Source organism: Sulfitobacter sp. CW3 (genome assembly GCF_019392245.1).
Classification (GTDB): domain Bacteria; phylum Pseudomonadota; class Alphaproteobacteria; order Rhodobacterales; family Rhodobacteraceae; genus Sulfitobacter.
In genome coordinates this window covers 174,139-200,206 of record NZ_JAHXRL010000004.1, presented here as the reverse complement: position 1 = coordinate 200,206, position 26,068 = coordinate 174,139, and the positions used below count along the sequence as shown (strand labels likewise).

The 26,068-nt window shown below is 54.8% G+C and carries 26 protein-coding genes; 12 read left to right on the top strand and 14 right to left on the bottom strand.

The genetic code is table 11. The features are described 5' to 3' along the window. Positions 1-15 precede the first annotated feature (15 nt). Positions 16-681, top strand: coding sequence for a peptide-methionine (S)-S-oxide reductase MsrA (gene msrA / locus KZZ06_RS11050; RefSeq protein WP_219580094.1), 666 nt, complete (start codon positions 16-18; stop codon positions 679-681). Here msrA and KZZ06_RS11045 read toward each other — a convergent pair. Both KZZ06_RS11045 and KZZ06_RS11040 read right to left on the bottom strand, forming a co-directional pair. Continuing rightward, a complete protein-coding gene (locus KZZ06_RS11045) occupies positions 671-1,558 on the bottom strand; it encodes a ribokinase (RefSeq protein ID WP_219580093.1) in 888 nt (295 codons plus the stop codon). The genes msrA and KZZ06_RS11045 overlap by 11 nt on opposite strands. Next, the gene (locus KZZ06_RS11040; protein WP_219580092.1) at positions 1,555-3,813 is read right to left on the bottom strand and encodes an NADP-dependent malic enzyme; all 2,259 of its coding nucleotides are present in this window, start codon (positions 3,811-3,813) and stop codon (positions 1,555-1,557) included. Before KZZ06_RS11040 ends, KZZ06_RS11045 begins: the two co-directional genes overlap by 4 nt. A gap of 253 nt (positions 3,814-4,066) precedes the next feature. Between KZZ06_RS11040 and mutS the strand changes: the two genes are divergently transcribed. Then, complete coding sequence (gene mutS, locus KZZ06_RS11035; protein ID WP_219580441.1) at positions 4,067-6,688, top strand: DNA mismatch repair protein MutS; 2,622 nt, start codon at positions 4,067-4,069, stop codon at positions 6,686-6,688. 67 nt (positions 6,689-6,755) lie between these two features. On the opposite strand, the gene KZZ06_RS11030 is transcribed toward mutS, so the two are convergent. Then, complete coding sequence (locus KZZ06_RS11030) at positions 6,756-7,319, bottom strand: nucleotide exchange factor GrpE (protein WP_219580091.1); 564 nt, start codon at positions 7,317-7,319, stop codon at positions 6,756-6,758. Between the two features lie 9 nt (positions 7,320-7,328). Next, a complete protein-coding gene (hrcA, locus tag KZZ06_RS11025; RefSeq protein ID WP_257884313.1) occupies positions 7,329-8,363 on the bottom strand; it encodes a heat-inducible transcriptional repressor HrcA in 1,035 nt (344 codons plus the stop codon). Positions 8,364-8,492: 129 nt separating this feature from the next. Here hrcA and rph point away from each other — a divergent pair, with 129 nt between their 5' ends. Genes rph through hemW form a run of 3 tightly spaced genes read left to right on the top strand, consistent with a single transcriptional unit; the run spans position 8,493 to position 10,964 of the window. Then, positions 8,493-9,206, top strand: a complete 714-nt coding sequence (rph, locus tag KZZ06_RS11020) for a ribonuclease PH (RefSeq protein ID WP_219580089.1) — start codon at positions 8,493-8,495, stop codon at positions 9,204-9,206. Then, a complete protein-coding gene (rdgB, locus tag KZZ06_RS11015) occupies positions 9,203-9,814 on the top strand; it encodes an RdgB/HAM1 family non-canonical purine NTP pyrophosphatase (RefSeq protein ID WP_219580088.1) in 612 nt (203 codons plus the stop codon). Before rph ends, rdgB begins: the two co-directional genes overlap by 4 nt. Beyond that, positions 9,807-10,964 carry a radical SAM family heme chaperone HemW gene (gene hemW / locus KZZ06_RS11010; RefSeq protein WP_219580087.1) on the top strand — a complete coding sequence of 386 codons (1,158 nt, stop codon included), beginning with the start codon at positions 9,807-9,809 and terminating at the stop codon, positions 10,962-10,964. Before rdgB ends, hemW begins: the two co-directional genes overlap by 8 nt. Here hemW and KZZ06_RS11005 read toward each other — a convergent pair. The 7 genes from KZZ06_RS11005 to KZZ06_RS10975 form a co-directional block, all read right to left on the bottom strand. Continuing rightward, positions 10,961-11,848 (bottom strand): ParB/RepB/Spo0J family partition protein, encoded by an 888-nt coding sequence (locus KZZ06_RS11005; RefSeq protein ID WP_219580086.1) that lies wholly within the window; start codon positions 11,846-11,848, stop codon positions 10,961-10,963. The two genes, hemW and KZZ06_RS11005, sit on opposite strands and share 4 nt — an antisense overlap. 10 nt (positions 11,849-11,858) lie before the next feature. After that, positions 11,859-12,659 (bottom strand): ParA family protein, encoded by an 801-nt coding sequence (locus tag KZZ06_RS11000; RefSeq protein WP_219580085.1) that lies wholly within the window; start codon positions 12,657-12,659, stop codon positions 11,859-11,861. Continuing rightward, a complete protein-coding gene (gene rsmG, locus KZZ06_RS10995) occupies positions 12,652-13,260 on the bottom strand; it encodes a 16S rRNA (guanine(527)-N(7))-methyltransferase RsmG (protein ID WP_219580084.1) in 609 nt (202 codons plus the stop codon). The genes KZZ06_RS11000 and rsmG overlap by 8 nt, the downstream gene beginning before the upstream one ends. Further along, positions 13,257-15,128 (bottom strand): tRNA uridine-5-carboxymethylaminomethyl(34) synthesis enzyme MnmG, encoded by a 1,872-nt coding sequence (gene mnmG, locus KZZ06_RS10990; protein WP_219580083.1) that lies wholly within the window; start codon positions 15,126-15,128, stop codon positions 13,257-13,259. Before mnmG ends, rsmG begins: the two co-directional genes overlap by 4 nt. A gap of 5 nt (positions 15,129-15,133) precedes the next feature. Next, entirely contained in the window at positions 15,134-16,420 is a 1,287-nt protein-coding gene (mnmE, locus tag KZZ06_RS10985; protein ID WP_219580082.1) for a tRNA uridine-5-carboxymethylaminomethyl(34) synthesis GTPase MnmE, read from the bottom strand. 30 nt (positions 16,421-16,450) lie between these two features. Next, a complete protein-coding gene (rho, locus tag KZZ06_RS10980) occupies positions 16,451-17,722 on the bottom strand; it encodes a transcription termination factor Rho (RefSeq protein ID WP_219580081.1) in 1,272 nt (423 codons plus the stop codon). Between the two features lie 125 nt (positions 17,723-17,847). Continuing rightward, positions 17,848-18,297, bottom strand: coding sequence for a CopD family protein (locus tag KZZ06_RS10975; protein ID WP_219580080.1), 450 nt, complete (start codon positions 18,295-18,297; stop codon positions 17,848-17,850). A gap of 402 nt (positions 18,298-18,699) precedes the next feature. On the opposite strand from KZZ06_RS10975, the gene KZZ06_RS10970 reads away from it, so the two are divergent. Genes KZZ06_RS10970 through dnaQ form a run of 4 tightly spaced genes read left to right on the top strand, consistent with a single transcriptional unit; the run spans position 18,700 to position 21,398 of the window. Further along, the gene (locus KZZ06_RS10970) at positions 18,700-19,299 is read left to right on the top strand and encodes a nucleoside triphosphate pyrophosphatase (protein WP_219580079.1); all 600 of its coding nucleotides are present in this window, start codon (positions 18,700-18,702) and stop codon (positions 19,297-19,299) included. Then, positions 19,296-20,129, top strand: coding sequence for a shikimate dehydrogenase (locus KZZ06_RS10965; protein WP_219580078.1), 834 nt, complete (start codon positions 19,296-19,298; stop codon positions 20,127-20,129). The genes KZZ06_RS10970 and KZZ06_RS10965 overlap by 4 nt, the downstream gene beginning before the upstream one ends. Next, a complete protein-coding gene (gene coaE, locus KZZ06_RS10960) occupies positions 20,129-20,719 on the top strand; it encodes a dephospho-CoA kinase (RefSeq protein WP_219580077.1) in 591 nt (196 codons plus the stop codon). Before KZZ06_RS10965 ends, coaE begins: the two co-directional genes overlap by 1 nt. Then, the gene (gene dnaQ, locus KZZ06_RS10955; RefSeq protein ID WP_219580076.1) at positions 20,712-21,398 is read left to right on the top strand and encodes a DNA polymerase III subunit epsilon; all 687 of its coding nucleotides are present in this window, start codon (positions 20,712-20,714) and stop codon (positions 21,396-21,398) included. Before coaE ends, dnaQ begins: the two co-directional genes overlap by 8 nt. On the opposite strand, the gene secB is transcribed toward dnaQ, so the two are convergent. Then, complete coding sequence (gene secB / locus KZZ06_RS10950) at positions 21,395-21,886, bottom strand: protein-export chaperone SecB (protein WP_219580075.1); 492 nt, start codon at positions 21,884-21,886, stop codon at positions 21,395-21,397. The genes dnaQ and secB overlap by 4 nt on opposite strands. A 63-nt stretch (positions 21,887-21,949) precedes the next feature. Next, positions 21,950-22,447 (bottom strand): FxsA family protein, encoded by a 498-nt coding sequence (locus tag KZZ06_RS10945; protein ID WP_219580074.1) that lies wholly within the window; start codon positions 22,445-22,447, stop codon positions 21,950-21,952. Between the two features lie 102 nt (positions 22,448-22,549). Between KZZ06_RS10945 and KZZ06_RS10940 the strand changes: the two genes are divergently transcribed. Genes KZZ06_RS10940 through KZZ06_RS10930 form a run of 3 tightly spaced genes read left to right on the top strand, consistent with a single transcriptional unit; the run spans position 22,550 to position 24,818 of the window. After that, positions 22,550-23,209 (top strand): Tim44/TimA family putative adaptor protein, encoded by a 660-nt coding sequence (locus tag KZZ06_RS10940; RefSeq protein ID WP_219580073.1) that lies wholly within the window; start codon positions 22,550-22,552, stop codon positions 23,207-23,209. Between the two features lie 20 nt (positions 23,210-23,229). Continuing rightward, entirely contained in the window at positions 23,230-24,240 is a 1,011-nt protein-coding gene (locus KZZ06_RS10935; protein WP_219580440.1) for a murein transglycosylase A, read from the top strand. Then, entirely contained in the window at positions 24,237-24,818 is a 582-nt protein-coding gene (locus KZZ06_RS10930) for a Smr/MutS family protein (RefSeq protein WP_219580072.1), read from the top strand. The genes KZZ06_RS10935 and KZZ06_RS10930 overlap by 4 nt, the downstream gene beginning before the upstream one ends. Here the strand turns inward: KZZ06_RS10930 and KZZ06_RS10925 are convergent. Next, positions 24,809-26,035 carry an MFS transporter gene (locus KZZ06_RS10925; RefSeq protein ID WP_219580071.1) on the bottom strand — a complete coding sequence of 409 codons (1,227 nt, stop codon included), beginning with the start codon at positions 26,033-26,035 and terminating at the stop codon, positions 24,809-24,811. The two genes, KZZ06_RS10930 and KZZ06_RS10925, sit on opposite strands and share 10 nt — an antisense overlap. Positions 26,036-26,068: the final 33 nt, after the last annotated feature.

The following is a 26,068-nucleotide window of genomic DNA, read 5'->3' as shown; positions in this document are numbered from 1 at the left end:
AAGAGGAGACCCCCAATGCGCATGTTAGCCAATTTCAAGCTGATCGCCCTGTCTGTCACCATTGGTTTGGGCCTAGTCGCCCAAAGCACCAGCGCAAAAGCCGCCGGAACCGAGACGCTTTTGGTCGCTGGCGGGTGCTTTTGGTGCGTCGAATCCGATTTCGAGAGCGTCAAAGGCGTGCAAGACGTCGTTTCCGGTTTTGCGGGCGGGTCGGTCAAGAACCCCACGTACAAGCAGGTCGTCGCAGGCGGCACCGGGCATTATGAAACGGCGCAGATCCAATATGATCCGGCAGTGGTCAGCGCCGATCAACTGCTGGCAATGTTTTTCCGGTCGGTCGACCCGACAGATGCTGGCGGTCAGTTTTGTGATCGCGGCGACAGTTACCGCACAGCGATTTTTGCCGATGGACCTGTAGAAAAAGCAGCCGCGCAGAAAGCCAAAGCAGATGCACAAGCCGCGTTGGGAAAAACAGTGGTGACACCGATTCTGGGTAAAGCCGCGTTTTATCCCGCCGACGATTATCACCAGAATTACTATAAAAGCAGCGAGCGACTGGCCTTTAGCAGCGTTGGTCTGGGCGTCAAGAAATCCGAGGCCTACAAACGCTATCGCACCAGATGTGGCCGGGATCAGCGCGTGAAACAATTATGGGGCGATGCCGCGCCATTTACGCATTAGGATCGCCGTCAAAGTTGTGATCCTGAATTTCCTTTAGGTCCGGGATCACATCTGCGGTTCCCTGCCGCATCACCATCAAAGCGGCGGCCTGCATGGCCAGGGTGATTGCATCTGTCATGGTAAGGTGTCGATCAAGCGCGGCGATCAAATAGCCGGTAAAGGTGTCGCCGGCACCTGTCGTGTCGACAGCCTTGACCGCATAGGCAGGGAAAAATTGTTCGCTTTTCCCCGTGTTAGAGACCCATTTACAGCCGTTTTCACCCAAGGTGACAATGATATCGTCGATGGGAAGCTGATCCAGCGGTTGCCCCAGCGCCTGAACCAGATCTGCCGCTTCGCCCTCGTTCAAGACCAGCAAATCGACATCATCCATCACGTCAGCCACGACTTCTGCCTCGAACGGGGCGGCGGCATAGGCCACGCGAAGCCCTAGCGTTTTCGCGGTGCGGGCTGCAAATTCCTGACCCAGGGTTTCGTTCTGCATCAGCAGGAAATCACCGGGCGACGCTTCGGACAGGGCAGCGCCGATGATCCTATCGTCAACCTCGTAATTTGCACCGGCGAGTAGAACGATATTATTCTCGCCATCGTCGGCGACACAAATATTTGCGTGACCAGTCGGCACGTTGATCATGTGAATATGTTGCGTCTCAACCCCATATTCCAACAGACGTTCAACCGCCCATTTCCCGTCAGGCCCAACCGCGCCGATATGCATGACACGGGTGCCAGCGCGGGCGGCGGCGACCGACATATTGGCGCCCTTGCCACCTAAACCTTGGTTAAAACCCTCGGCTGCGATCGTTTCGCCGGGTTTCGGCAAATGACGCAGATAATAGAAATTATCCGCGTTGATCGAGCCGAGGTTCCAGATCATTCGCCGACCTTACACGCCGCCAAGATCGCCATGTTCAGAATATCATTTGCCGTCGATGTTGTTGAACAAATCTGGATCGATTTATCCAAGCCCGTCAAAATCGGGCCAATCACCGTTGCACCAGCCATTTCCTGCATCAATTTAACCGAGATGCTTGCCGAATGCCGCGCCGGAACAACCAAAATATTCGCAGGGCCGGTCAACCGCGAGAACGGATAGTTCTTTTGGCTTTCGGCATTCAGCGCGACATCAACGGTCATCTCGCCTTCGTATTCAAAGTTAACGCCACGGGTATCAAGAACGTTTGGCGCGCGTTGCATTTTCTCGGCACGCTCGGAAATTGGATAGCCGAATGTGGAAAAGCTGACAAAAGCCACACGGGGTTCAAGCCCCAGATGCCGCGCAACTTTGGCGCCGCTTTCAGCGATGTTCGCCAGATCATTTTCATCAGGCCATTCATGCACCAATGTATCGCCGATAAACACGATCCGGCCTTTGTGCAGAACGGCGGTAATGCCGACGGCGCCATGTTGGGCGTCAGCGTTGAAAACGTGGTTAATACGTTCGAGCACATGTGCTGATTTGCGCGTCGCGCCTGTGACCAGACCATCACCATGCCCATGCGCCAACATCAAAGCTGCAAAAACATGGCGGTCGCGCGCGGCAAGACGGTGAATGTCTTTGCTGTCGAAACCCCGACGTTTCAGGCGATCATATAGAAACGTTTTATATGCTTCCAAGTGGGTTGTATTGGCCGCATTCACGACCTCCAACTCGCGATAGGCATCTTCCAAACCGGCGGCGGCCAGTTTGGCTTTTACGTCATCGGCACGCCCGACAACCAACGCCTTGCCCAGACCGGACCGTTGATAGGTCACGGCGGCGCGCAGCACCTTGGGGTCGTCGCCTTCGGCAAAGATCATCCGCGCTTGGTTCGCACGGGCACGGGCGTTAATCCCGCGCAAGATGTTCGCCGTCGGGTCCATCCGCGACTTCAGGCTCAGCTCGTAGGCGTCCATATCGATGATCGGGCGCCGCGCCACGCCAGTGTGCATACCGGCGCTGGCCACGGCGGGCGGAATGCGGTGGATCAAACGGGGGTCAAACGGCGTAGGGATGATGTAATCACGGCCAAAGCTCAGGTTTTTACCATAGGCCAACGCGACCTCGTCCGGCACATCCTCGCGCGCTAGGTTTGCCAACGCATGGGCGCAAGCGATCTTCATCTCGTCATTGATGGCGCGGGCGTGAATGTCCAACGCACCACGGAACAGATAGGGAAAGCCCAACACGTTGTTCACTTGGTTCGGATAGTCACTGCGACCCGTGGCAACGATGGCGTCAGGGCGAACTTCGTGGGCCTCTTCCGGTGTAATTTCAGGATCGGGGTTCGCCATTGCGAAAATCACCGGATTATCCGCCATGCTGGCAACCATTGCCGGGGTTACAGCACCCTTGACCGACACGCCCAAGAACACATCGGCGTCTTTCATCGCCTCTTCCAGACTACGCAATTCGGTTGCCGCAGCGTGGGCCGATTTCCACTGGTTCATACCTTCGGTACGACCCTGATAAATAACGCCTTTGGTGTCACACATGATGCAGTTGTTATGCTGTGCGCCCATCGCTTTCAGCAGCTCAAGACAGGCGATCCCGGCAGCCCCTGCACCGTTCAACACAATGCGCACGTCTTCGATTTTCTTGCCGGAAATATGCAGCGCGTTCAGCAGACCGGCCGCACAAATCACTGCCGTCCCGTGTTGGTCATCGTGAAAGACGGGAATATCCATCTCTTCTTTCAGACGCTGTTCAATGATGAAACATTCCGGCGCCTTGATATCCTCAAGGTTAATGCCGCCAAAGGTCGGGCCCATCAATTTAACCGCATTGATGAACGCTTCGGGGTCTTCGGTATCCAGTTCAATATCGATCGAATTCACATCCGCAAACCGTTTGAACAGAACCGCCTTGCCTTCCATCACCGGCTTTGACGCCAACGCGCCCAGATTACCCAAACCCAAGACAGCCGTCCCGTTTGAAATCACCGCGACCAGATTGCCCTTGTTGGTGTAATCATACGCCAATTCAGGGTTTTCAGCGATGGATTCACAGGGCACAGCAACGCCGGGCGAATACGCAAGGCTAAGATCGCGCTGCGTTGTCATAGGGACAGTCGCCGAAATCTCGAACTTGCCGGGTGTTGGCTCTAGGTGAAAGGCAAGCGCCTCTTCGGATGTGATACGGTTCTTGGACACTGGAGAAGCTTCCCTGTTGTTTTAGGGCTTAATATCGACGAACCGCCCTGCGTACAATCATGATGGCGCTCACAGTCGGACGACGTAGCGCACCCAGTCGCGTTAACTGGTGTATATGCCATGCGTATTTGGGAAATCCGGCCATAAACGCGCCTTGGCTGATCAGGATCGCCCCTTTCATGCCAGCCCTTGTTTTTGTAGACAGACATATGCCGAACAGGGGTTTGTAGTGAGCGACGAAAAAATCACGCCAATGATGGCGCAGTATCTCGAGTTGAAGGCGCAATATCCTGATGCCTTGCTGTTTTACCGCATGGGCGACTTCTATGAGATGTTTTTTGATGATGCCGTCGCCGCAGCCGAAGCGTTGGATATTGCGCTAACCAAACGGGGCAAGCATGGTGGCGAAGACATCGCAATGTGTGGCGTTCCGGTTCATGCCGCCGAAGGGTACCTGCTGACGCTGATCCGCAAAGGGTTTCGCGTCGCCGTCTGCGAACAAATGGAAAGCCCCGCGGAAGCCAAAAAACGTGGATACAAGGCGATCGTCAAACGCGATGTGGTGCGTTTGGTAACGCCCGGCACATTGACCGAAGAATCCCTTCTCGACGCGCGGCGCCATAACTTCCTTGCCGCTTTTGCCGAGGTGCGCGGCCAACATGCCCTGGCTTGGGTGGATATTTCCACCGGTGCATTTCACGTGATGCCCTTAACTTTGGCCCGGCTCGGCCCGGAACTGGCGCGCCTGTCCCCCTCGGAACTCATCGTATCCGAAACTAAAGAAGACGATCTCCGCGAGTTGGTTGCCGACTTTAATCTATCGCTGACGCCCCTCGCCCGCTCCGCCTTTGACAGCACCAGCGCCGAGAAAAGCGTTTGTGATCTGTTCGGGGTCAGCTCGCTTGATGCCTTTGGCAGTTTTGAACGCGCTGATATTTCGGCCATGGGTGCCGTCATCGAATATCTTGAAATCACCCAAAAGGGTAAACTGCCCCTGCTGCGCCCGCCGCAAAAGGAATCCGAGGCCCGCAGCGTTCAGATTGATACCGCCACGCGCCGCAATCTTGAACTGACCCACGCCCTTTCTGGTGGCCGCGCCGGTACGCTTCTGTCTGTCATGGACAAAACCGTTACCGCTGGTGGCGGGCGTCTGTTGGAACGACGTATTTCATCCCCATCCCGCGTATTAGAGACAATTCATGCCAGATTAGACGCGATAACCTTTGCCCTTGAAAACAGCCGTTTGCGCCATGATATCCGCGAACATCTGCGCAATGTTCCCGATCTCGAGCGCGCATTGTCACGCCTGTCGCTAGACCGCGGCGGTCCCCGTGATCTGGCCGCAATTCGCAATGGCCTCGCAGAAGCCAGCCAACTTGCAGACAAGACCGACAGTAGCGACATGCCCGAGCTTTTGTCTCAAGCAATCAAAGGGTTGCGGGGTCATGACGCGCTTATTGATCTGCTGGATCAGGCGCTGATTGCCGAACCACCGCTTTTGGCCCGCGATGGTGGGTTCATCGCCCCCGGCTATAATAGCGAACTCGACGAAGTCCGCACCCTGCGCGACGAAGGCCGCAGCGTTATCGCGCAAATGCAGCAGGAATTCGTTTCGACAACGGGGATTTCCGCCCTCAAGATCAAGCACAACAACGTCTTGGGCTATTTCATCGAAGTTACCTCGACCCACGCCGAAAAAATGCTTTCAGCGCCGCTATCCGAAACCTTTATCCACCGGCAAACCACCGCAAACCAGGTCCGCTTTACCACCGTAGAACTGTCCGAAATGGAAACCAAAATCCTCAACGCGGGCAATCACGCGCTTGAGATTGAAAAACGGCTCTATGAAACGCTAAAAGCCGCAATTCTGGCGGAGGCAGGTCCGATTGGTGTCGTCTCTGCGGGTCTCGCCGAGATTGATTTGGCCACCGCGCTGGCCGAATTGGCGCAGTCCGAAAACTGGGCCAAGCCACGTGTCGATAACTCTCGTGCTTTTGATATTTCAGGCGGACGTCATCCCGTCGTGGAACGTGCTTTGGCGCAGCAATCCGGTGCCGCCTTTATCGCCAATGATTGCACATTGTCCGCAAGCGGCGAAAACGCGCAAATCTGGTTGCTGACCGGCCCGAACATGGCGGGTAAATCCACCTTTCTGCGCCAGAACGCATTGATCGCCCTAATGGCGCAAATGGGCAGCTATGTCCCGGCGACCGCCGCACATATCGGGTTGGTCAGCCAAATTTTCAGCCGCGTCGGCGCATCTGACGATCTTGCCCGCGGGCGATCGACCTTCATGGTTGAAATGGTCGAAACCGCAGCAATCCTTAATCAGGCAGATGATCGTGCCTTGGTCATTCTGGATGAAATCGGACGTGGCACAGCAACCTATGACGGGCTTTCGATTGCATGGGCAACATTGGAACATCTGCACGATGTGAACCGCTCGCGCGCACTGTTCGCCACGCATTACCACGAGATGACCGCGCTATCGAACAAACTGGACGGCGTCGAAAATGCGACCGTCACGGTCAAAGAATGGGAAGGCGAGGTTATCTTTCTTCACGAGGTCAAGAAGGGTGCCGCTGACAGATCATACGGTGTTCAAGTGGCCCAGCTCGCGGGCCTGCCGCAATCCGTAATCGCCCGCGCCCGCGTTGTTCTAGAAGCGCTTGAAAAAGGCGAACGCGAGGGCGGGGCCACACAAAAAACGCTGATCGACGACCTGCCACTGTTTGCCGTCAGCCCCACCCCGCCACCAAAACCCGCAAAGGTATCCAAAGTTGAAACGGCCCTCGCTGATATCTTGCCGGATGAACTTACGCCCCGCGAAGCCCTTGATCTGCTTTACAAACTAAAAGAGGCGGCCAAAGATTGACCGCCTCCCTCGTATTCCAAATGGAAGTAAATCCTCCCCGAAGGGTCCGCAGCTAGATCAAAACGCCTTAGCTTGCGGGCATTGACGAAACGCCAACTTGCGCAGGGCGCAGCAGGCGGTCGTGCAGCATGAATCCCTCGGTCGCGACCTGAATGATCTCTCCGGCTACGGTGCCAGGAACCGGCGCTTCGAACATCGCCTGATGCTGCTGCGGGTCAAACTTGTCACCAACCTCGGGGGCGATAACTTCAATGCCGTGCTTTTTGAACACGTTCAAAAGCTCGCGCATTGTCAGTTCGATGCCTTCCAACAGCGGCCCGGAAATCACGCGCTGCTCTTCCGTCACGGCTTCCAACGCGCGCTTCATGTTGTCGTACACTGGCAGCATGTCGCGGGCCAGTTTGGACCCGCCATAGTTTTCTGCTTCACGACGGTCTTTATCCGACCGCTTGCGCGCGTTTTCGGCATCGGCCAGCGCGCGCATAAAGCGGTCTTTCAATAGGTCACGCTCGGCGCGCAGCTGATCCAGCTCCAACGCTTCATCGCCAATCTCTTCCATTTCATCCGCATAGGCTTCGGCCTCTGCATCATCAATGTTATCCAAAAATTCGTTGTCTCTCGGCTCTGCCATATTCCACCTCTAGCTGCGGTTCGAGATAAGTTTCCCAACCAGCTGCGCCGTGTAATTCACAATCGGCACGATACGTCCATAATTAAGGCGGGTGGGGCCAATCACGCCGACGGCACCAATCACCTTACGATCAGCGTTCATATAAGGGGAAACGACCAGAGAGGAACCCGAAAGTGAAAAAAGTTTGTTCTCAGACCCAATAAAAATGCGCACACCGTCCCCACCATCCGCAAGTTCGAGAAATTCAGCAATATCCCGCTTACGTTCCAGATCATCAAACAATTGCCGGATCAGCTCTACATTCTCGGCCTCACCCTCGGTGTTGATCAAATTCGAACGGCCCCGCACGATCAACCGCTCGGGGTGCTCTCCGTCGTCTTGCCACAAGGCCAACCCGCTTTCGACCAACTGCCTGGCCAGAATATCAATCTCTTGCCGGCGCTGGTTGATCTGAACCGTAATGGTCCGCTGAAGTTCCGATATGGTTTTGCCTTCAACCAAAGCATTCAGGAAATTTGCCGCCTCTCGCATGCTGCTGGGCGTCTGACCGGGCGGTGGCGTGAACAGGCGATTTTCCACATGGCCATCCGAAAACACGAGTACGACTAAGGCTCTATCCTGCGAAAGAGAGACGAATTCGATATGTTTGATCGGTGCTTCGTGTTTCGGGGTCAGCACCAAAGATGCGCCTTGTGTCACGCCAGACAACGCTGATCCGACACGGTCCAATATGCCGCCAACATCGGCACCATTATCGCCCATGGTCGCATCGATTTTTTCGCGGTCGATATCCGTCGGATCCCCGATTTCGATCATCCCGTCGACGAACATCCGCAGCCCCATTTGCGTCGGAATACGGCCAGCGCTGACATGGGGACTGCCAAGCAAACCCATATACTCCAGATCCTGCATCACATTCCGGATCGTCGCGGCGCTTACCTTTTCGCTGAATTCCCGTGTTAGCGTGCGTGACCCCACCGGATCGCCATTCGCCAAATATCCTTCGACCACGCGGCGAAACACCTCGCGCGACCGATCATTCATTTCATCTAGAACTGTAGGTATTTTTTCCATGATGACTTAGTAGAAGGGCTAGAGCCCGAAACGTCAATCGGGGTTGCATCAGCACAGCGTGCGGCGTTATCCCCGATGTAAATCAAAAAGGATAATCTTATGCGCCCCTCTGGTCGGAAACTTGACGAAATGCGTGCCGTGTCTGTTGAAACAGGCTTTACCAAACACGCCGAAGGCTCTGCCCTGATCAAGATGGGTGATACGCATGTCCTGTGCACCGCCACCATCGAAGACCGCGTGCCGCCATTCATCAAAGGGTCCGGTCTGGGCTGGGTCACTGCAGAATACGGCATGTTGCCCCGCGCCACGAACACCCGCATGCGCCGTGAATCTGCGATGGGCAAACAAGGCGGGCGTACCGTTGAAATCCAGCGCCTAATCGGCCGTGCCCTGCGCGCGGGCGTTGATCGCAGCGCCTTGGGCGAACGTCAGATCACCATCGACTGTGATGTTTTGCAGGCCGACGGCGGCACACGCTGCGCGTCCATCACGGGTGGTTGGATCGCGTTGAAACTGGCCGTGAACAAACTGATGAAAGCCGGCGACGTTACCAGCGACCCTTTGGTTGATCCGGTCGCCGCGATCAGCTGCGGCATCTATGCCGGTCAGCCGGTTCTTGATCTCGACTACCCCGAGGATTCAGAGGCAGGCGTTGACGGAAACTTTATCATGACCAGCACCGGTCGGTTGATTGAAATCCAGATGAGCGCCGAGGGATCGACCTATTCCCGTGACCAAATGAACCAGTTGATGGACCTTGCTGAAAAAGGCGTGACCGAGCTGGTTAATATTCAAAAAGAAGCCACTGCATGACACGTAAATTCACCGGCGATCAAATCCTGATCGCCACCCACAACGCTGGCAAGCTCAAGGAAATGGCCGAACTTTTCGCGCCCTTCGGTGTGCGCGTTGTCGGTGCCGCCGAGATGAAGCTGGCCGAGCCGGAAGAAACTGAAGACAATTTTATCGGTAACGCCCGGATCAAAGCTGTTGCCGCGGTAAAAGCCACCGGCCTGCCTGCACTCGCGGATGATTCCGGCATCGAGGTCGAAGCACTGGATGGTGCCCCCGGCGTCTATACCGCTGATTGGTCCGAGACCCCCAATGGCCGCGATTTCGTTATGGCGATGACAAAAACCCATAACTTGCTCGAGGAAAAGAACGCCCCTCACCCGCGCCGCGCACGATTTTGCGCGACTTTGGTGCTCGCGTGGCCCGACGGACACGAAGAGATTTTCGAAGGCCGTGTAAACGGAACCCTGGTTTGGCCCATGCGCGGCCAGATCGGCCATGGCTATGACCCCATGTTCCAGCCCGATGGCTATGATCAGACATTTGCCGAAATGTCCCATGTCGAGAAAAACAAAATCAGCCACCGCGCTGATGCGTTCACCAAACTGACGTCGGCCTGTTTTGACTGAGGACTGGCGTCAGGGCGGTTTCGGGCTCTATATCCACTGGCCCTTTTGCGAGGCTAAATGCCCGTATTGTGACTTTAACAGCCACGTTAGTCGCAAAATTGATCAACGCGCTTGGCGCGACGCCTATCTGCTTGAGCTTGAGCGCGGTGCCGCAGAAACCAAGGGGCGCGTGCTGAATGCGGTGTTTTTTGGCGGCGGCACACCCAGCTTGATGGACCCCGAGATCGTCGCGGATGTCATTGCTGCGATCTATCGGCTTTGGCCCGTCGCAAATGACATGGAAATCACCCTCGAGGCGAACCCTGGATCGGTCGAGGCCGGACGTTTCAAAGGGTTTCGTGACGCAGGCGTGAACCGCGTATCGATGGGCATTCAAGCGTTAAACGATGCCGACCTCAAAAGGCTTGGCCGCATTCACACCGCCGCCGAGGCATTAGCCGCATTTGATATCGCCCGTTCAACATTCGAACGGGTCAGTTTCGACCTGATTTATGGCCGTCAGAACCAAACGCTGTCCGATTGGCGGACCGAACTGAAACAGGCACTATCGCTGGCGATAGACCATATCTCCCTTTATCAGCTGACCATCGAACAGGGCACCGCTTTTGGTGATCGCTATGCGATTGGCAAGCTGCGCGGACTGCCTGACGATGATCTGGGCGCGGACATGTACGCCGCCACGCAAGAGATTTGCGACGAGATGGGAATGCCATCTTATGAGGTTTCAAACCATGCTAGTGACGGCGCGCAGTCGCGGCACAATCTCATTTATTGGCGCTACGGCGATTACCTGGGGATCGGGCCCGGCGCGCATGGGCGGCTGACGCAAAACGGCAACCGATATGCCACGGAATGCTTTAGCAACCCCAAGCGGTGGCTCGACGCTTCCACCTCTGGCAAGACCGAAAAGCCCCGAGAGATGCTCGCCTCTGCGGATCAGGCCAGCGAATTTCTGATGATGGGCTTGCGCTTGAAGGAAGGCGTTGACCTAAAACGCTACACCGCGCTGGCTGGTGCGCCCCTCGCAAAGAAAAAGATCATCCGGATGCAAGACATCGGGATGATCAATTTGGTTCAAGATCAGTTAACCGTTACAAACCAAGGTTTTATGGTTCTTAACGCAATTTTGGCAGAGCTACTCTCCGACTAGCTGCCAGAGATCAGCCGGCACAGCTCGTCCAGCTCATCCATTGTCTTGTAGCTCAGCACCATCTGGCCCGATTCTTGGCCGGGCTTGTGGTTCAACGTCACCTTCATACCCAAGCTGGCAGACAGATCGCCCTCAAGCGCGCGGGTGTCTGCGTCTTTCTCGGCCATCGTTTTCGGAGCTTTTCTCTCGCCGGTATCACTGCCGCCAGCTTGATCCTTTTTAACCAATGCCTCTGTCGCGCGAACCGACAAGCCACCAGCGATAATCTGCTTGGCCAGCTTTACCGGATCATCCGCAGGGACCAGCGTCCTGGCGTGACCTGCAGTCAAATCGCCGACCCGCACCATCTCAAGCACGCTTTCAGGAAGGTTCAATAGCCGCAACAAGTTCGCGATATGACTACGGCTTTTGCCAAGCGCCTCGGCCATTTTCTCTTGGGTGTGGCCGAATTTGTCCATCAGCTGACGGTAACCGGCGGCCTCCTCGATCGAGTTCAGGTCAGCGCGTTGGATGTTTTCGATAATCGCGACCTCAAGGACCTCAACATCGGTAAACTCGCGAACAATAACAGGAAGTTCATGCAATTTCGCCATCTGGGACGCGCGCCAGCGGCGCTCGCCTGCGACAATCTCAAACGTTCCATCCTGCCTTTGGCGCACGATCAACGGCTGGATGACGCCCTTTTCCTTGATCGAATTCGCCAAATCATCCAGATCTTCAGGGTCAAACCGTTTTCTTGGCTGCTCCGGATTAGGCGAAATCTTTTCAATTGGTACATACCGTTCGGCGGCACCTTCGGATGCAACCGACTGCGTCTCGGCCACATCTGCCATCAATGCCGAAAGGCCACGCCCAAGCCCGCGCCGTTTTTCTTTGTCTGCCATCACTCTGCCCCTAGATTACGCCATTTTCCAAAATCTCTCGCGCGAGATCGCGATACGCTTTTGCGCCTTTGGACCCGCTATCATAGCTTAACACCGGCATCGAAAAACTGGGTGCTTCGCTCACGCGCACATTTCGAGGGATCACTGTTTTGTAAACAAGTTCTCCCAAATTCGCGCGCGCATCCTGCTCAACTTGTTGAGACAGATTGTTACGCTGATCGTACATCGTCAGCACAACCCCTTCAATCCGAAGGTTTTTATTCCCGCTTTGCCGGACTTCTCGTATCGTCAGCATAAGCTGCGAAAGCCCCTCAAGCGCAAAAAATTCGCTTTGCAGCGGCACCAGAACGGAATGTGCTGCAATCATCGCGTTTACGGTCAGCAAGTTTAGCGACGGTGGGCAATCGATCAAAATGTAGTCGAATGCATAGCCATCCATCTGGGTCTGACGCAGCGCATCGTGCAAAAGAAAGCTTCGCTTCTCATTTGAGATCAATTCCAGGTCAGCAGAACTAAGGTCCACCGTCGCCGGTACGATATGCAAGCCTGGCGTCTCGGTCTCTAAGATCACCTTATCCAAGCCAATATCTTCGAGGAGAAGCTCATATGTTGTGTATTCCCGGTCATCAACATCAATACCTAGGCCGGTAGACGCATTTCCTTGCGGATCAAGATCGACTACCAGAACCCGCATATCCTGCTCAGCAAGGGCCGCGGCAAGGTTAATTGTCGTTGTCGTCTTACCTACTCCGCCTTTCTGATTTGCCACCGCTATAATCTTGGGGCCCACAGGGCGCGAGAGATCAGACATGGGAAATATCCTTGATTCTAAGTACAGCCGCCGAAGGGTTCGTTAAACTAGGAATTGGCTCACAGGTATAGTGCCAGAGGGCTTTAGCGTCAGCGTCTTCAGTCTTCCAGTTTTCGCCCTTCGGGAACAGTGCGATACCGTCTTTTCTTAGGTGCAGATCAGCGTATCCAAGCAGCGTAGACAAGTCAGAAAGCGCGCGGGCGGACAAAATATCCGCCTCAAGCCCCGGAATCTCCTCAATCCGCTTGTTAATCACCTCGCCGTTCAATCCAAGTTCGCGAATTGCAGTGCGCAGGAAAACACACTTGCGCTGATCGCTTTCCACCAAAGTGAATTTCGTATCGCGTCCGTCTTGCTTGGATAAGATCGCCAATACAATTGCTGGGAACCCTCCACCGCTGCCCAGATCAACCCAGCTATTCACTTGGGGCGCATGACGATAAAGCTGGACAGAATCGTTGATATGACGCTCCCAAATATGGGGAACGCTGGGCTTGGAGATCAGATTGATCTTTGCCGTCCATCTTTCGACGAGCTGGGCGAACTGAGTAAGCTGATCGAATGTTTCACGTGAAACATCTTCCCCCTCAAAAGCACTCACGCCGATTTCTTTCTGCTGCCGCGCTTCAGATGCGACAGAATAAGCGTCAAGGCGGCCGGCGTCATACCGTCAATCCGCGCTGCCTGAGCAAGGTTCGTTGGTGCAGTTTTCTCAAGCTTTGAAGTAAGCTCATTCGAAAGGCCATCAATGATACCATACTCAAAATTCGATGGAATAACATGGGCTTCGTCCTTCTGAAGTAGGTCAATATCCCGCTGTTGCCGGGCAATATAGTTCGCATAAAGCGCGTCCCGCTCCACCTGACGACGAATATCATTCGCAACATCAGCGAGCGCCGGATTCAAGGTGATGAGATCTTCGAACACAACATCTGGGAAAGCCAAAAGCTGGAAGCCCGTCCGCTTTGTGCCGTCTTGATTGATCTTAATACCCGCTTCTGCAATTTCCTTAGGCGACCATTCCGTGTTTGAAAGAACCCGCATGGCTTTCTCCATCCGGCTCATCTTGTCCGTAAACACCTCCGAGCGCTCCGTTGACACGCACCCAAGCTGCATCGCAATTGGTGTTAAGCGTTGGTCAGCGTTGTCCGCACGCAAAGACAGTCGGAATTCTGCCCGAGATGTGAACATCCGATAGGGTTCTGTTACGCCGCGTGTCGTCAGATCGTCGATCATCACACCAATATAGCTTTGCGCGCGGCTGAAAATAACAGGCTCCTTGCCTTGGGCGACCAGCGCGGCGTTCAAACCAGCGACAAGGCCCTGCGCGGCCGCTTCCTCGTATCCGGTCGTGCCGTTAATTTGGCCAGCAAGAAAAAGCCCGGGAACACTGCGCACCCTTAGTGTCAGGTCCAGCGCCCTTGGATCAACATAATCATATTCGATCGCATAGCCCGGCTGGAGGATTTCGACGTTTTCCAATCCTGCCATCGAACGTACATATTCAAGCTGCACATCTTCGGGCAGCGACGTGGATATTCCATTCGGATAGATCGTGTGGTCGTCGGCCCCCTCAGGTTCAAGAAAAACTTGATGCGACGTTTTATCGGCGAAGCGTACAACCTTATCTTCGATTGAGGGACAATACCGCGGCCCGACGCCTTCGATGTGGCCGCCGTACATCGCCGATCTTTCAAGGTTACGCTTGATGATCTCGTGCGTTTTCTCGTTCGTATGCGTTATGCCACAAGATATCTGCTTGGCCGATACGCCATGGGACATAAAGGAAAAAACAACAGGCTCATCATCGCCTGGCTGCATTTCAAGGTTGGTCCAGTCAATTGTGCGGCCATCCAAGCGTGGGGGCGTGCCTGTTTTCAAACGACCCAAAGGGAGATTGAAGGAATCGATACGATTCGCCAAATCAACAGACGCTTTATCGCCCATCCGCCCACCGGAGCGCGAAACGTCGCCGATGTGGATGACGCCGCGCAGAAAAGTCCCCGTCGTAAGAATGACCGATTTCGCGCGGATCGACGTACCATCCGCAAGAATGGCACCGCACACTCTGTTGTCTTCAACAATAAAATCAACAACCTCGCCTTCGACAATCTCGAGGCTTTCGCGTTTCTCCGTCTCGGCAAGCATTTCGGATCTATAGATGCCACGGTCTGCTTGGGCACGTGGGCCTTGAACCGCTGGCCCTTTACGCCGATTCAGCAGTCGGAATTGGATGCCCGCCTTGTCAGCGACGCGCCCCATCACACCATCCATTGCATCGATCTCGCGAACGAGGTGACCCTTACCCAAGCCACCAATGGCCGGATTACACGACATAACGCCGATGCCATCACGCGACATCGTTATCAGCGCGGTCGACGCACCCATTCGAGCAGAAGCATGTGCTGCCTCCGCGCCAGCGTGCCCGCCGCCAATAACAATGACTTCAAAATGTTTCACGTGAAACACTCCATCTATTTACCCAAGCAAAAGCTGGAAAATATTATATCCAGCAAGTTTTCGACGTCGATACGACCGACCAATGCTTCTAGTGCACGAATCGAATGCCGTAGTTCTTCTGCAGCTATATCATATTGATCCGGCCCGTGATCCAGAACTGACATAGCAAATGCTAACCCATCAGCGGCTTTCTGCAAGGCCACCCGGTGACGTTCATGCGTCGCAAGCCCTGCGGTCAAGCTCCGGGTCTTTAAAACAGACTGAACCCGTGTGATCAGGTCCGATACGCCCTGCCCAGTTATACCAGAGATAGAACCCGAGGTATCATCTCGCAAGTCCGCCTTGGGCAAAAGGCGAATATCATCCGGTTTCGCCCTGATAGGAAGCTCCTCCCCCTCCTCCACCAAAAAAACCCGCAAATCGGCGGCCTCTGCCCGCGACATGGCGCGGTCGATTCCGATTGCCTCGACCTCATCAGCGCCTTCTCTTAGGCCGGCAGTATCCAGCAAAGTCACCGGAAGACCGCCCATATCCATACGAACTTCGATAACGTCACGGGTTGTGCCTGCAATCGAAGACGTAATTGCAGCGTCCCGACCGGCTAAGGCATTCAAAAGCGTGGATTTTCCCGCGTTTGGCTTACCAATGATCGCGACCTCGAACCCTGTCCGGATACGCTCGGCGGTGTGAGTGCCCTTAATCTCGTTCAGTAGATCGTCATTGACCGAAGTCAGCAGTTCCCTGACTTCTGCGGAAACATCTACGGGAACGTCTTCGTCCGCGAAATCGATTGTCACTTCTAACAGAGCTGCGGCGCGGATCAGCTTTTCCCGCCACGCGTCTACGCGTTGACCCAAATGGCCAGATAAAACCCTAAGCGCTTGTTTACGTTGTGCTTCTGTTTCGGCCTCGATCAAGTCACCCAGCCCCTCGACTTGGGTCAGATCAAGCTTGCCGTTTTCCATCGCGCGGCGGGTGAACTCTCCCGGGTCGGCGAGCCGCGTATCAGGGAAAGTTGACAGCAGTTCAAGAACCGCTTTTACGACGGCGATGCTGCCATGAAGATGCAATTCAACAACGTCTTCGCCCGTAAAACTGCTTGGCCCTTTGAAGGCCAAGACCAACGCACTGTCGATCGTATCACCATTCAGATCGACGATCGGTCGCACCGCAGCCTGACGTATTGCGGGCAGCGGATGTGCTATTTTTTCGGCGATTTCAAAAGCATTGGGACCAGAGATACGAATAACGCAAACCCCAGCACGCCCTTGCGCTGTGGCCTGAGCAAAAATCGTATCCATTTGTCTAACCCACTGTTATAATTTGATAACTTAGGTATTCATTGAGTCGAAGAAATCCGAATTCGTCTTGGTTTGCTTCAGCTTTCCAATCAGGAATTCGATCGCGTCGGTCGTACCCATCGGGTTCAGAATACGGCGCAGAACAAAGGTTTTCTGTAGGTCGATTTTATCAACCAGCAGATCCTCTTTGCGTGTACCTGATTTCAGAATATCAATCGCAGGGAACACACGTTTGTCCGCAATCTTGCGATCCAGAACGATTTCAGAGTTACCAGTACCTTTGAATTCCTCAAAGATAACCTCGTCCATGCGGCTGCCGGTATCGATCAACGCGGTCGCGATGATAGTCAGCGATCCGCCCTCTTCGATGTTACGAGCGGCACCAAAGAAACGCTTGGGGCGCTGCAAGGCGTTCGCATCAACACCACCGGTCAAAACCTTGCCCGACGATGGCACAACGGTGTTAAACGCGCGACCCAGACGGGTGATCGAATCAAGCAGGATGACAACATCACGCTTGTGCTCGACCAGACGCTTGGCCTTTTCGATAACCATCTCGGACACCGCAACGTGACGGGTGGCGGGTTCATCGAAGGTCGAGGAAACGACTTCGCCCTTAACTGACCGCTGCATGTCGGTAACTTCTTCCGGGCGTTCATCAATCAGCAAAACGATCAGGTAACATTCCGGGTGGTTCTGTTCGATCGAGTTGGCAATGTTCTGAAGAAGAACGGTTTTACCAGTCCGCGGCGGCGCAACGATCAAGCAACGCTGGCCTTTACCAATCGGGGAAACCAGATCGATAATCCGGGAGGACCGGTCTTTGACGGTGGGGTCGTTAACCTCCATCGTCAGACGTTCGTCCGGATACAGAGGCGTCAGGTTTTCGAATGCGACTTTGTGACGAGCCTTTTCAGGCTCTTCAAAGTTAATTTTGGTGACCTCGGTCAGGGCGAAATAACGCTCTGTATCGTCGGGTGCCTTAATCAACCCTTCGATGGTGTCGCCGGTGCGCAGCGAATGCTGGCGGATCATTTCAGGTGAAACGTAAATATCATCGGGGCCCGGCAAATAGTTTGCTTCGGGGGACCGCAAAAATCCGAACCCGTCTTGCAGCACTTCCAACACACCGTCGCCCGAGATTTCCCAGCCCTCGTCCGCGCGTTCACGCAGAATCTGGAACATCATCTCGCCTTTGCGCATGGTCGACGCGTTTTCGATCTCAAGCTCTTCGGCCATCGCCAAGAGGTTCTTGGGGGTCTGCGCCTTAAGATCAGCGAGGTTCAGCGTTTCGGTTGTCATGGAAATATCCTGTACCGGCCCAATCAAATCAGGCGGGTCGTATCGTTAAATTTGGCAGACGGATGCATTCCCAGAACTGGGTGCGAGGCGATACATAGTCAGATAAGGCGCTTTCGTCAATCCGGTTAGAATTTCACGACCACTGACAGGACAATGATGATCATTAAAACAGTCGGGACTTCGTTCATCATGCGGTATTGTTTGCCTGTTAGGGTATTCTGACCTGCGGCGAACCCTTTGACCCGCGCGTACAGCCATTCATGGAACCCTGTCATTGCGATCACGGCACAAGCCTTGGTCCAGGGCCATATCATCGACCAATCAACGATGCCGGGCGTAAAAACCAAGCATAGGCCAAAAATCCACGTGGCGATCATTGCCGGGCGCATGATCACATTGGCCAGTTTAAACTCCATCATCGTAAACAGATCATGCGTCTCGCCCGTTAGGCCAACGCGTTCGGTATGGTGAACAAGCAAGCGCGGAAGATAGAACAGCGCGGCCATCCACGATATCACCGCCATGATATGGATCGACTTTGTCCATGGGTAAGCGAGGGCCAGAAGGTCAGACATATCACACTCCGTTCATTGCCTTCTTTCTAATATAAATAAGAAAAGAAGAAAGATGATGATGTAAGTAGGGAACGTGATTTCTGTGGATTATCGAGATATGCTAATGGTTATCCACCTGTTAACTTTACAAACGGGTTAGGGCTAACAAAAACGGTTGGATGTTAAAAATATTTAAAAATCAGTATGTTAATTGACAAATATCTGATATCTGCCCTGTACAAAACTGTGGATCATTTGAGGGGAAAGGGAAAACACCCGCTTTCCAAGTTATCCTTATCCCACCCCGTACAAAATTGAATAGTCGGGCTGGAAATCTAAGATATCCGTGGGCGGTGTACTGTCTCTCGCATTCTCGGGGATAAGTCCTTAAAAACTCCTAAACATCGCACACAGGTTATCCACATGGTTCAAACCCTCATCCTTGCCTCGGGGTCGTCGATCCGGGCGCAGTTGCTGACGCAGGCAAATATTCCATATCAGGTCAATGTTGCACGAATAGATGAACAGATGATCAAGGCCGCCTTGCTTTCTGATGGTGCCCCGCCCCGCGATATCGCTGATACACTGGCCGAGATGAAGGCCCGCAGGGTCAGTGACAAAATCCCCGGTGCCTTGGTTTTGGGCTGTGATCAGGTTCTTGATCACCGTGGGGCGTTGTTGTCGAAACCCAAAACCCCGCAGGATGCCATCGATCAGCTGACGAGCTTGCGCGGCGATCGCCATAGTTTGTTGTCCGCTGCCGTCATCGTTGAGGATGGTAAACCGATTTGGCGCCATGTTGGTCAGGTCCGTTTGCGGATGCGTGATGCTTCTGACACCTATATTGCCGATTACGTCGACCGGAACTGGGATAGCATCCAGCACGCCGTTGGATCATATAAATTGGAAGAAGAAGGTGTGCGCCTGTTCAGCGGGATTGAAGGGGATTACTTTAATGTCCTAGGATTACCCCTGATCGAGCTTATCAATTACCTAACGATCCGAGGGGACCTGCCCGCATGAGTTTGCCGAAAATACCGCTTGCTGCTGTGATAGGGTCGCCGATTGCGCAATCGAAATCCCCCCAAATTCACGGCCACTGGCTAAAGACTTTGGGCCTGCAAGGGGCCTACATCCCGATGGATGTTGCGCAACAGGATCTGGAGCAGGTGCTGCGGACCATGCCTAAAATGGGTTTCGTGGGTGCCAATATCACCGTCCCGCATAAAGAGGCGGTGATGAATTATGTCGATACAGTCACGGATCGCGCTGCCTTGATCGGTGCGGTGAATACGCTGGTGTTTAGCGACGATGGCAGAATTATTGGCGATAATACAGATGGTTACGGGTTTCTAGAGAACCTGAAAACCGGTGCTCCGAATTGGAATCCTGCCGACGGCCCGGCGGCGGTCTTTGGGGCGGGCGGTGCCGCACGTGCGGTTATTTCGTCGTTGCTGGATGCAGGTGTGCCGGAAATTTTGCTGTCCAACCGGACGCGCGTGCGTGCTGAAAACCTTCAGTCGGTGTTTGGTGCCCGTGTCACCGTGTATGACTGGACGCATGCGGGTAATATGCTGGATCATGCCGCGCTGGTGGTGAATACGACCTCTCTTGGCATGGTGGGCAAGGCTGATTTGCGCGTGCCGTTGGATGGCTTGCGCCCGCAGACCGTTGTGACCGATCTGGTTTACAACCCGCTCAAGACCGATCTACTGGAAACTGCCGAAAATGTCGGCTGTGTCACCGTTGACGGGCTTGGCATGCTTTTGCATCAGGCGGTTCCTGGCTTTGAACGGTGGTTCGGCACCCGTCCTGTGGTCGATGATGCGACCCGCGCGGCGGCACTGCGCTGATGTTTTTGCTGGGACTAACAGGGTCAATTGGCATGGGAAAATCGACAACCGCGACCATGTTCGCCGATGCAGGATGCGCCGTGTGGGATGCCGATGCCGCGGTGCATCGTCTTTATGCCAAGGGCGGTGCCGCCGTGCCCGCATTTATGGACGCTTTTCCCGAGGCGGTGGTTGATGGCGCTGTCTCGCGGCCTGCGCTCAAGACGATTATTGCTAATGATCCCAATGCGTTGAAAAAGATCGAAGGGATTGTGCATCCCTTGGTTGGTAAGGACCGGACCGCCTTTTTGGAGAATGCGAGCGCTGACATTATCGTTCTGGATATTCCGCTGATCTTTGAAACAGGTGGTGATAAACGCATGGACGCGGTTGCATGTGTGACTGTTTCAGCGGAAACACAGCAAGAACGCGTTATGGCACGGGGCACGATGACGCTGGAACAATTCGAAAATATACGGTCCAAGCAGATGCCAAATGATGAAAAATGCGCGCTGTCGGATTATGTGATCGAGACAGATACCCTTGAACACGCCCGCGCCCAGGTATTGGCCATCATCGACGACATCAAAGGAAAACTGACCCATGCGTGAGATCGTTCTTGATACTGAAACCACCGGTTTTGATCCCGAAAGCGGCGACCGCATCGTCGAGATCGGTGCCGTTGAGCTGATGGGTCACGTGGCGACCGGCGAAACCTATCACCAGTATATCAACCCGGAACGCGGCATGCCGGACGAAGCGTTTCAGGTGCACGGGCTTGGTGATGAATTTTTACGCGATAAACCCAAGTTTGCGCATATCGGGCAAAAGTTCCTTGATTTTATCGGAGATTCGAAGCTGATCATCCATAACGCGGCATTCGACATCAAGTTTTTGAATGCTGAACTTAGATGGATGGGCCTGCCGCAGATTCCGTGGGAACAGGCGCTGGATACGCTGGCGATTGCCCGCAAACGGTTCCCCGGATCGCCGGCATCGCTGGATGCATTGTGTCGCCGCTTCGGAATCGACAACACCTCGCGGACGCTTCACGGCGCTTTGCTGGATAGTGAAATTCTGGCCGAAGTGTATCTGGAGCTGATCGGCGGGCGCCAACCGGACTTTGGCCTGTCAACCAAGCCTGAACGTAAAGCCGGTGATTTGTCCCAAGACTGGATGCCAAAGCCGCGGCCCAATCCCCTGCCCTCGCGGATATCGCAGGAAGAAGCCGCCGCCCATGCTGAGTTTGTCAGCAAGCTGGGCGACAGCGCGCTTTGGAAGACGCTTTAGGCGTCTGCTTTTGGTGGGTTTTCTGCCTGACGGCGTGCGATTTCGTTGCGGTAAAGTGCAACAAAATCAATGTTTTCCAAGTTCAGCGGCGGGAAGCCACCATCGCGCGTGATGTCGCTGACAACGCGGCGCAGGAACGGGAAAATCATCCGGGGGCATTCGATCAACAAGAACGGGTGCATCTGGTCTTCTGGCACGCCTTCGATGTGGAAAATGCCGACATAATCGATCTCAAGCAAGAACAGCATCGCGTCGCCGTCTTTGGCCTTTGATGTCACTTTCAGCTTGATCGCGGATTCATATTGGTTGTCGGCTGAACGCTTTTTCGCATCCAGATTTACCTGAACCTGTACGTCTGGCTGCACATCGGTCGGTGCGCCTTTTTGGGCCATAATATTCTCGAACGACATGTCGCGAATAAACTGACCCATGATGCGCATCTGCGGCTGGGCTGCTTGTGTTGGTTGTGGTGCTGCTTCTTCAGCCATGTTGCGGGCTCCTTGAGAGAAAAAAATGCGTTTGGCTGGCTTTATCAGACCTGGGGGCGGCCCTCAATGCTTTGTCCAGCCTGACGGACGCTTGCCCCTTTTTTCATCGTCGGACAGCTCGTGATATTCGCCATCAATCACGTCACCCTGCATCGGGCGGTGTGGTTGTTTGCGGGTGTTGGTAAACCCGCCGCTGACATTCATAGACCCGCTGACGCTAACCCGCGACCGGATCGCCTGAAACACCACTGACCGGATGCCCGGTACCAAAAGGGAAAAACCGATCGCGTCGGTGAAAAACCCTGGCGTCAGCAGCAAAGCGCCTGCAAACAGTATCATCGCGCCGTTGACCAAGGGTTCGGTCGGATCGCGAACCTCGGACAGGGACGATCTGATCTGGCTCATCGCCATGGCACCCTGCGCGCGCATCAAGGATGTGCCGATCAGCGCCGTCAGCACAACAATGGCAAGCGTCCAACCGAGGCCAATTGCCCCACCTATTTGGATAAACAACGCAATTTCAATCAAAGGTACGGCAATAAACGCCAAAAACAGCCACATGGTGCGGGTCCTTTCATAAGGGCCACAGTGGACTTGGCCCGGTTCACACCCTACATAAGGGCAACAGACCCACGTTTCCATGTTTCTCACCAAGAGGTCCCTATGAATTCGCCCCTAATACAGCTTCTGGTGCTTGCCGGCATTGCAGTATTCCTGATTTTGCGTTTGAAAAATGCATTGGGAACGCGCGAGGGGTTTGAAAAAACACCTGAGGTGGATGGCCCGGCCAAGAAATCCGTTGGCCCTGCGTTCGAAGTTATCGAAGGTGGTCCTGATCTGGATATCACCGACCACGCGGCCGAAGGGTCGGACACGGCGATTGCCCTAGCAGATATGAAACGGATCGAGCCGTCCTTTGGCGTAAGTGATTTTCTGGGCGGCGCACGCGGTGCCTATGAGATGATCGTCATGGGGTACGAGCATGGAAATCTGGACGAAATCAAACCGTTCCTGTCCGACGACATCTTTGAAAGCTTTGTCGATGGTGTTGCTGACCGCGAAGATCAGGGCCTGACGGTTGAATCCCATTTCATCGGTATCCGTGAAATGGAACTGGATAACGCGACGATGGACAGCGCCACCAACGAGGCTGAATTGACCATCCGGTTTGTCGCGGAAATGACATCGGTTGTGAAAGACAAAGACGGCAATGTCGTCGAGGGCAGCCCAACCGAAGTGATACGTCAAAAAGACACGTGGGTATTCTCGCGGGTCATGGGCTCGGATGATCCAAATTGGTTGCTCGTTTCTACAGACGGTTAATTCGTGCCTGTGCGGGTACGATGCTGTGGGCGGGCCTGACGGTGCCGCCCGCATTTGCAGATGTGACCTATACCGTTATGGAATTCGGGCAGTTGGATGCGTGGGAAACCGATGACCACGCCGCCGCGCTTGCGACATTCCTGAACACCTGCCGCGATATGGAAGACGTCGACTGGCGCAACCTGTGCAGCTTTGCTGAGGCCAACCCAGATCCGCGTCAGTTCTTTGAGCTGTTCTTTCGCCCAGTCCTGATCGAAGACGGCCAAGACGCGATGTTTACCGGCTATTTTGAACCCGAACTGGATGGCGATCTGTATCCGTCGTCGCGGTTTAAATACCCCATCTATTCGATGCCGAAAGAGGCAAAAGCGAATAATCCCTGGCTGCCGCGTCGGGATATTCTGGACACCGACGTGATGAAGGGCCGCGGCCTTGAGATCGCGTATGTTGATGATCCGGTTGAACTATTTTTCCTGCAAATTCAGGGTTCTGGCCGTATCCGTTTGCCAGATGGGAGGTTTATCCGCGTTGGATACCGTGGCGCAAATGGGCATCCGTATCGGTCTATCGGTGTCGAACTGGTACGGCGCGGCGTCTATGATGCGCATCAGGTCAGCGCCGAGGTGATCAAGAACTGGGTGCGCCGCAACCCCAAGGACGGGCGTGATCTGCTGTATCACAACCCGTCTTATGTTTTCTTTCGCGAGGTCAACCAAGTGCCCGCAGACAAGGGGCCGCTTGGCGCGATGAACCGGTCTGTCACGGATATGCGCACGGTTGCCGTTGATCCAAAATTTGTCCCCCTAGGCGCACCTGTCTGGATCGAGAAAGAAGGCGCATTGCCGCTGCACCGTCTGATGATCGCCCAAGACACCGGGTCCGCAATCAAGGGCGCACAACGTGCCGATATTTTCTTTGGCACGGGCGAAGATGCGGGGCGCGCGGCTGGAAAACTGCGTGATCCGGGCCGGATGATGGTATTGATGCCGATCCAACGCGCCTATGCCCTACTGCCAGAGCCGTTGCTATGACGCGTAAACGATTGAACAAAGACGATCTTTCGCTTTGGCAAAAGGTGACGGAGCGTACCGAAAAACTGGACGTGAACCAGTTGTTTCGCGCTGAAATCGATGGCCCTGCCCCAAGCGCCCCGCAGATCCGCAAAACCACGTCGGTCCTGCTGGGGAAACCTGTGCCGAAACCGCGCCGTTCCACCCATGATCTGATGCCGTCCCTGCCCGATCAGATCCGCAAATCGCCTGTGCAGATGGACAACAAGGCGTTTACCAAGCTCAAGCGCGGCAAGCTAAGCCCCGAAGGCCGGATCGATCTGCATGGTATGACGCTGGACCGTGCCCACCCTGCCCTAACGCGGTTCATTCTGGGCGCGCATAAAAACGGCAAGCGGTTGGTGCTGGTGATCACCGGCAAGGGCAAGATGCGCGACGAAGGCGGGCCCATTCCTGTGCGCCACGGTGTCTTGCGCCATCAAGTGCCGCAATGGCTGTCGATGCCGCCGCTGGCCAGTGCTGTTTTGCAGGTCAGTCAGGCCCATATCAGCCACGGTGGTGGCGGCGCCTATTACGTCTATCTGCGCCGTCAGCGCTGAGCGCGGGCAAGCCTGCCCTGATATTTCAAGACGCCAGTCGTCGCCATGGCGGCAGCAATCACATAATAAATCGAAATCGGGATCATTTGTTCAGGGAAATCAACACCCAGATCAATGAACAGACCCGTGATCCCCGGGCCAATCGCCGATCCGAACACCATCAGCGCCGCGGCAACCGCCTTGATCGATCCGATATAGCGCGTGCCGTAAAATTCGGCCCAGAAAACCGATGTCGCGGTGGCCTGCATCCCCTGCCCGACGCCAAAAATCATCAGCCCAACACCCGCCATCGCAATCGTGTCCGCAAAGGCGAGAACCGCAAAGGACAGTGCAAAGGGCAGCATTTGCACGGGGGTGACACGGTTCACCCCGAAACGGTCAACCGCCCACCCCGATACGAATGTCGAAATCACCGATGTGACGGTATAAAGCGGCATCAACGCGACAAAACTAACCAGCGACCAACCTTTGACCTCGGTCAGGTGGACCTGCTGGAAAAACAGCGCGGTGCCCCATGACGCCGGTCCGATAATCATCGGGATCATCAGCCAGAACAGCCCGTGGCGCATCATCTGCATGCGTGTCCAATGCACGCCGTCCATTCCCGCCACCTGCGTGGTTTCGGCCATCGATTGCGGGGTACGTTCCTGACGTAACAGGGCCAGCATCACCGGCATGGTGATCAGCACCAGAATTGCGGCCAATACCCACAGGCTGCGCCAATGGAAACTGGCGAAAAGTGCCACAAAAACAACCGGTAAGATGGCTTGCCCAGCTGCGAAACCCATTGACGACAGCGAAAGCGCCTTGCCGCGTGTCGCCTCGAACCAGCGGACCATGGCGACCGACCCCAGCTGCGACATCATCCCCTGTCCGGTCAGCCGCAGCGCGTAAATAACAAAGATCAGCGCGATCCAGTTTGGTACAGCCGCCATTGCCAGACAGGCCGTGGCAAGCGCAATCATCACCCAGAATGACAGACGGCGGACGCGAAACCGGTCCGTCAGCACGCCGGCCCATACCATCGTGATCGCCGACAGCGTTGTGCCGATGCTATAGATGCCGCCCCATTTGCCATCGCTTAGGCCGAAACTGCCCTTAATCTCGCCCGCAAACAGCGAAATAAAGTACGTCTGGCCGTAGGACGACGTAAAGGTCAGCAGAAAACCTGCCAACAAAAACAACCAATTGGTGCGGATGAATTGAAAATATGCCATGCGCCATCATTCTCAGGCGCATGACAGAAAGAA